This window comes from uncultured Methanobrevibacter sp. (assembly GCF_900316895.1).
GTDB lineage: Archaea > Methanobacteriota > Methanobacteria > Methanobacteriales > Methanobacteriaceae > Methanocatella.
In genome coordinates, this window is sequence record NZ_ONER01000075.1 from 1 (window position 1) to 7,239 (window position 7,239).

Annotated in this window: 6 protein-coding genes; 3 read left to right on the plus strand and 3 right to left on the minus strand. The window is 37.5% G+C overall.

Annotated features, from left to right (window positions below):
- Both QZN27_RS07795 and QZN27_RS07800 read left to right on the plus strand, forming a co-directional pair.
- The coding region (locus QZN27_RS07795) for a secondary thiamine-phosphate synthase enzyme YjbQ (protein WP_296786037.1) at nt 1–369 on the plus strand (369 nt) is incomplete at its 5' end.
- Nucleotides 370–405: 36 nt separating this feature from the next.
- Complete coding sequence (locus QZN27_RS07800; protein WP_296786040.1) at nt 406–666, plus strand: winged helix-turn-helix domain-containing protein; 261 nt, start codon at nt 406–408, stop codon at nt 664–666.
- 178 nt (nt 667–844) lie between these two features.
- Here the strand turns inward: QZN27_RS07800 and pheT are convergent, their stop codons facing one another.
- On the minus strand, nt 845–2,500 hold the full coding sequence (pheT, locus tag QZN27_RS07805) for a phenylalanine--tRNA ligase subunit beta (RefSeq protein ID WP_296786043.1): 1,656 nt from the start codon (nt 2,498–2,500) through the stop codon (nt 845–847).
- A gap of 17 nt (nt 2,501–2,517) precedes the next feature.
- Nucleotides 2,518–2,874, minus strand: coding sequence for a hypothetical protein (locus QZN27_RS07810; protein ID WP_296786045.1), 357 nt, complete (start codon nt 2,872–2,874; stop codon nt 2,518–2,520).
- A gap of 140 nt (nt 2,875–3,014) precedes the next feature.
- On the opposite strand from QZN27_RS07810, the gene QZN27_RS07815 reads away from it, so the two are divergent.
- Nucleotides 3,015–5,729 (plus strand): valine--tRNA ligase, encoded by a 2,715-nt coding sequence (locus QZN27_RS07815; RefSeq protein ID WP_296786048.1) that lies wholly within the window; start codon nt 3,015–3,017, stop codon nt 5,727–5,729.
- A 58-nt stretch (nt 5,730–5,787) separates the two neighbouring features.
- Here the strand turns inward: QZN27_RS07815 and QZN27_RS07820 are convergent, their stop codons facing one another.
- On the minus strand, nt 5,788–6,990 hold the full coding sequence (locus QZN27_RS07820; RefSeq protein WP_296786053.1) for a tetratricopeptide repeat protein: 1,203 nt from the start codon (nt 6,988–6,990) through the stop codon (nt 5,788–5,790).
- Nucleotides 6,991–7,239: the final 249 nt, after the last annotated feature.

A 7,239-nucleotide genomic window follows, 5' to 3' on the forward strand; every position in this document is an offset into this window, starting at 1 on the left:
AACAGAAACTTTGAAATCATTGACATCACATCAAAAATCAACGAACTGATTGATGTTGAAAACGGAATAATCTCCATTTTTTCAAAACATTCCACATCAGCCATTGTTGTCAATGAAAACGAATCAGGACTTTTAAACGATTTGGAATTCACCTTAAATAATCTTATTACTGATAAGTTCACATACCAGCATGACAGGATTGATGATAACGCAAAGTCTCACCTGAAATCATTCCTGCTTTCATCAAGCGAGTGTCTGCCAATCAAAAATGGCAGACTGGATCTGGGCACTTGGCAATCAGTTTTTTTCATCGAACTTGATGGGCCAAGACATTCAAGAACAATAAGTTTAACTATAATAGGAGAATAATATATTATTAAGATGTGAATAAATGGAGAAATTTTTATGGATGATGAAACTCTAAAAACTTATGGATATGTAATCAGCTCTTCCTATAGGGAAAGGTCTGTAAGATCTCTTAATAATGGTGACAAGATACCTACCGATTTGGCAGAGGACATTGGAATAAGGACAAATCACATTTCCAAGGTCTTGCGCGAGCTTAAGGAATGCGGTGTTGCGGAATGCATAAATGAGGAAAAGCGCAAAAATAGGGTATACAGGCTGACACCTAAGGGTGAAGATGTAGCTAAACTTATCGATTAATGTAAATTTTTTCGTGTGGTGTTGTTAAATTGAGAAGATGGACAATAATTTTGATAGCTATTATAATTCTTTTATTTATTTTGATACTCATCTTCAATTATTATGGCACTTCATCACAGGTCAACGAGTACGCCCAAATGGAAATCGAGATGAGAAAATTGTGGTATTGAAAAAGAATTTAATTTAGAAATTCTATTTCAAACGCAATAACTGGGTATTCTAAAGTAAAGTTTGTAATTACTTCAGGGGAAACCTCACCAAAGAAACCTTTAATGGAGCCTTTTTCAGCTGCACCGGCAACATCGGCTACTCTTCCCGGAATGAATGTCTTGTTTTCGCTGTCAGATATTTCCATTGAATATCCGAGATTGGCCAATACGCTTGTAACGACAGATTTTATTTCTGTAAAGTTTGCGGATGAATGGCAGATTACTCCAGCTAATTTTTTGGAAGCGACAGTCTTGTTTTCTGTGCTTTCGTCCAGGTATAGGACATCGCCTATTTCAAAGATTTTTTGAGGCAGGTCCTCATGCTTGTTGTCCTCCAAGAATTCCATCAGGGAATTGATTAAACTTGTTCTAATCATAGTTCTGTCGATTGTAATCGGCCTTGCAACCTGAACGTGAGGTTTTTCTTCCTGGTTCATGTTTTTGTAGTGTGCTTCCTCACTGGTAAGCATTAAGCTCATAACTTCCTGGAAGCCTAAACCAATCATCACTTCACGGATTGTGCTTTCTGCCTTGAACCAGTTGTTTTCATAAGCTACAGTATTGATGTCAGGCAATTCTGCCACAACGTCATTGATGTGGTATTGAACTGCGATATTTTCAACGACATCGACTTCATGCAGGATGTCCACCCTGTATGCCGGAATGATGGCTTTCACTTCATTGTCATCAATGATTTCAGCATCAAAACGGGCTTTTAAAAGCAAATCATGAATGTCCTGTGCAGTCAGGTCTGTTCCACCAATCAGTTCATTGGCTGTATCGACATGAACATTCATCTCTTGTGGGGTCAAATCAGGAGTCTTGATGGTCTTGTCTTCATATCTGACTTCCATGGATTTGATTTGGCCTCCAACTTCAGCAAATGATGAACAGATAATATTTAATGCCTGGTTAACTGCCCTTTCGTCAGTACCGGTAACGTCAACAATGATATTGTGAGTGTCCTCTTTAAGCTTGGTCAGCTCTCCGTTAATTATTGGAGGCATTGATAAGACATTATCGTCTTTGTCCAGGATTAATGGATATTTGTCAAAGTCTTCAATCAGATGAGCATAGTCCTTACCTTTGTCATGCTCGGTCAAGATTTCGTTTGGAGTCATTTCTGTGTCCTTTTCTAAAGGAACAAATGCATTTGCATCTTTAGGGGTTGCAATATATTTGAATGGGCCTTCTACAACATCAGCATTGTGGATACCGATAGCAACCTTTTTCCTGTCCCTTCCTATAACCCAATGGAGGTTTTCCTGGAAGTCCATGCAGTATTTGAGCTTATCGCCAGTAAAATCAACATTATCGATTTTTGCAAATCCGATAAATGGTCTGATTGCAGCAACATCCTTGTCGACTGTTACATATTCTCCGGATTCTTCAACCTTATAGTCCGGAAAGCCTATTTCCTGGCCGATAAATCCCTTAAAAGATCTAGCTACTCCTTCAACAGACAAGTTATCAGGTCTGTTAGGGAAGAATTCCACCTTGATTTCCTCATCGTCAAAGTCTTCAATGTCACTGGACATCATTGGCAATGTGTCTATTAATTCATCTTTTTCCATATCTATTCCTAAATCTTTTAAATCTTGATATTTGAATGTTATAACTGGCATTTAATAACTCCATTACTTTATAATCCATATATTAAAATGAAAAATAGAGATTCAACTAGAAAGTGAAGGGCTCTATGTTCTATCTCTCCCATATCACGTAGGAGTACGGTATGGGTCACGTCAATTACAAAATGAATAAGGGCCGCTAGAATTCCAATAGTCGGATTTAAAAACACCATTGACACTACAATGAAATGAAATCCAGCTTCCATAATCTCATGAATTACCCATGTTTGCCAAGTGGAATGAGTGGATTGTTGGATTATGCCACCTAAAATGATGTAAAAGTTATTTAAAACTTTCCACATTAAAACGGTGTGCAATATATCGCTTAAAGCTAAAATGATTGCAACATAAAACCATAATAAATTCATTTTTTACACAGTCCTTATTTTTGATAATATTAATAATATGATTTTTTTATATAATATATTTAACTATTATAAATGTTTTTAAATAATAAACTACATAATTAATAATATTATTTTTACTTAATTATTTTAGGAGAAAATATATGTCAAACCAAGAGATTCCTAAAGACTATGATTTTAAAAAAGAAAAAGTTTGGGAGCAGAAATGGGAAGATGAAAACATCTACAAATACATTGGAGATGGTTCTCGTCCTAGATATATTATAGACACTCCCCCACCATACCCAACAGGTGCCATTCACTTGGGCCACGTATTGAATTGGGTTTACATTGATATGAATGCAAGATACAGAAGACAAAAAGGATTTGACGTCCTGTTCCCACAGGGATGGGACTGCCATGGTCTTCCGACTGAAGTGAAAGTTGAAGAAACTCACGGCATCAAGAAAAATGATGTTTCAAGAGCCAAGTTCAGAGAATACTGTATCGATTTGACCACCAAAAACATTGCAAGCATGAAAAAGGACATGAAGGCAATGGGTTATTCACAGGACTGGACCCGTGAATTCGTTACAATGAATCCTGAGTACATGAAAAGGACCCAATACTCCTTTTTGAAAATGTATGAAGACGGATTGATCTATCAGGGAAAACACCCTGTAAACTGGTGTCCTCGCTGTCAGACAGCTATCGCTTTTGCTGAAGTCGAATACTCAGATAATACTACATTCTTAAACTATGTCAACTTCCCTCCGGCTGTTGAAGATTCCTATGATGATATAGTATCCTCACAGGCATCCGGAAAACAGGCTGACCCTAAAGAGGAAGGTATTTTGATTGCAACAACCAGGCCTGAACTGATGTCTGCCTGTGTGGCCGTTGTAATTCACCCTGAAGATGAAAGGTACACTCACCTTTTAGGCAAATATGTTGAAGTGCCTTTGTCACACCAGAAAGTAAAAATCATTGCGGATGAAGAGGTAGATCCTGAATTCGGTACAGGTGCAGTAATGATTTGTACATTTGGGGATAAGACTGACGTAAGCTGGGTTCAAAAATATGACCTTGAAGTCATTGATGTTATGGATGATGACGGTACATTGACCTCCGCTGCCGGAAGATATGAAGGAATGGACCTTCAAAGCTGCAAAAAACAGACCATTGAAGATTTGGATGCTGAAGGCTACCTCCTGAAAAAGGAAGAGGTTGACCAAAATGTGGGCCAATGCTGGAGATGCAAGACTCCTGTTGAAATTCTTCTTAAGGAACAGTGGTTTGTAGCGGTCCGTGATTTGATTGAAAAGACCAAAGTTGCAGCCGATGAAATGAAATGGGTTCCTGAACACATGAAATCCCGTATGGTAAACTGGGCGGATTCCATGGAATGGGACTGGTGTATCTCAAGACAAAGAATATTTGCAACACCAATTCCTGTATGGTACTGCAAAGACTGTGGAAAAGTAATTTTGCCTGATGTTGAAGACTTGCCAATCGATCCAACAGTCGACAAGCCAAAACATGCATGCGAATGCGGATGTGAAGAGTTCGTACCTGAAGTGGATGTTCTGGACACCTGGATGGATTCATCAATTTCACCGCTATCCATTGCAGGATGGCCTGATGAAGATTACATAAATCATTTCCCATCAAATATCCGTCCTCAAGGACACGATATCATCCGTACATGGGCATTTTACACTACTTTACGCTGTATAGCCTTAACTGGCCAAAAGCCGTTTGATGACATTGTAATCAACGGTATGGTATTTGGTGAAGACGGAAACAAGATGAGTAAGTCAAGGCCTGAATTTGTGGTCGGACCCGAAGAGGTCATTGAAAAATACGGTGCAGACCCATTAAGGACATGGGCTGCCAACAGTGTTCCTGGATCTGATGTCATATTTGACTGGAAAGACATCAAGCACGGATACAGATTCCTCAGAAAATTCTGGAACGCTTTCAGATTCATCAGCATGCAGATATTTGATGAGGAAGTTTCATATGAAGATGTAAAAGATAATCTTGGGCCATTGGACTTATGGATATTGTCAAAACTCAATAACTTGAACAAAACTGTCGATGAGGCATTTGCAGACTATAACTTCGCACAGACAATCACTCCAATCGAAAGGTTCTTCTGGCATGACTTCTGTGATGAATACATTGAAGCGGTAAAATACAGACTATACACTGACGTTTCAGATGAATCACGCAAAGCCGCTAAATACACATTAAGGACAGTTGTGGAAACTTCCCTTAAATTGATGGCACCGATTGCACCGTTCTTTACAGAAGAGGTTTATCAGTACTTCTCAGACGAGTCAATTCACACAACATTATGGCCTGAAGTATATGAGGAACTGATCAGTGAGGAAATGGAGACAAAAGGTGAAACCACTGTCGAGCTTATTGATGAGGTCAGAAGATTCAAATCCGCTTCTAAAATCCCATTGAATGCGGAACTTGCTGAAGTGAACGTCTACACTTCTGATGATGATTTGGTTGATGTATTCAATCAGTTTGATTCAGACATTAAGGGAACTCTAAAAATCAATGATTTGGCTATCAGCTCAGGAAAACCTGAAGTTCATGAAAAAATCATTGAAGTTGAACCTGACATGTCCCAAATCGGACCTACATTCAAAGGGGATGCCGGCAAAATCATCGGCTATCTGAAATCAACCGATATCGAGGAAATAGGCTCTGTTTTAGAGAAAAATCATGAGCTGACAATTGGCGAAATTGTAGTTCCTGAAGATATGCTCAATATCAAAAAGGAGATTGTTGGTGCATCCGGTAAAAAAGTGGATATCCTTCAATCTGAAAACCTGGACATGATTGTTGAAGTAATTAGATAATTACTTCTCTATTTTTTCTTTTTTTTTAAAAAATAAGGATATATAACAACAGATGTTGTTAAATATCATAGATGTTTACTGCATTTAATTTGATTTCATCTTTCTTTTTGTCATAGCCTTCTTCTAGATAAAATGAAACTTTAACGCCTTCACGGTATTTATTTGGGTCTCCCTTGAACTCAAATCTGTTGAAGAAGAAATCCTCACCGTCATCACGTTTGATAAATCCGGTTTTGCCGTGAGGCATAATCCTTTTTATCGTTCCGTAATTCGGCTGTTGGGTTTTGAATTTCAAATCCTTCCAATAGCCTTTCAGTTCCTCTTCGATTTTCCAATACTCTGTATTTTCAGTGTTCAAACCGGCATTTTCGATTTTCTCTTTTAAATCATCATCAATGCTCCATTCGTTATGCAACCTTATTGAATATATCAGGTAAGAATGTTTCAATGCTATTTCAGGCTCATCGTCTTCAAGCAAATCTTCAAGCAGTGAATATAACTTGATTTTCTTGTCGCTGTCACCACGACTCAATGCTGCTGAAACGGCATATTCAAGGGATTTGTCCTCTTCGCCTTTAAAGAAATAGTTTTCAGCAATTTCCCACTGGATATACCAGTCCTTTTTGACCTTATATATGTCATTTAGGTATTCAATCGCTTCGTCATATTCTCCCAGTTCCCTGCATGACCTAGCGATTCTCCATTTAAACCAGACGTCGCTATTGTTGGTGAATTTACTTAATTTTTCAAGGGCCTCTTTTGAAACGGCCAAACATTCATCATAGTCCTCAACTTCCTGAAGTGATTTTGAAACCCAGTTGTAGTATTTTTCCTTATTGGATGCTAATGTCACTTCCCTTCCGTCACTTGTAGTGAAGGAGGAGGTCTTTTGACTTAAATAGTTTGGATTTAATTTATCTGCCCAAATGAGGATATTTTCATAGTCATTATTTTTATAGAGGTAATCGAGAAGCTTCATCATGGATAGGGTGTATGCACAAGCCCCGTCCTTTTTGGAAAGGTCTTCCTGTGGCACTAACTGTGTTATTGTATCCACCGCTTCAAATAATTCTGTTTCATCTTCAGGATTTTTCACATAAAGCTGATATAGAGCCCAGCTGTAGAATCTTTTATCCCAAATTGTGAAGGCTTCCGGATGGTCAATATAAATAGATTCGTATAAATCTTTTGCTTCTTCGTATTTCTTGCTTTGATAATTCTTTTTAGCTTGATCTAAATCCTTTTTGATGTTTTCACTCATGGTTTCACCACACATTTGGTATATGTGTATAAATTGTTATATGAATTATTTAAATGTTGATGTTTTATTTTCAAATTCATTTCAAAAACAATATTGTAATTGCTTTAAAATCTTATTTCTTGATGTAAATATTGTTTTTTCTTCATTAAAAGTATATATGTAAGTTAAAACATAATCAATAAATGGAGATGGGCTAAAATTAATTTTTGTTCAATAGTTAATTCCTCCTGTGGTGTTTTAGAATTCAAT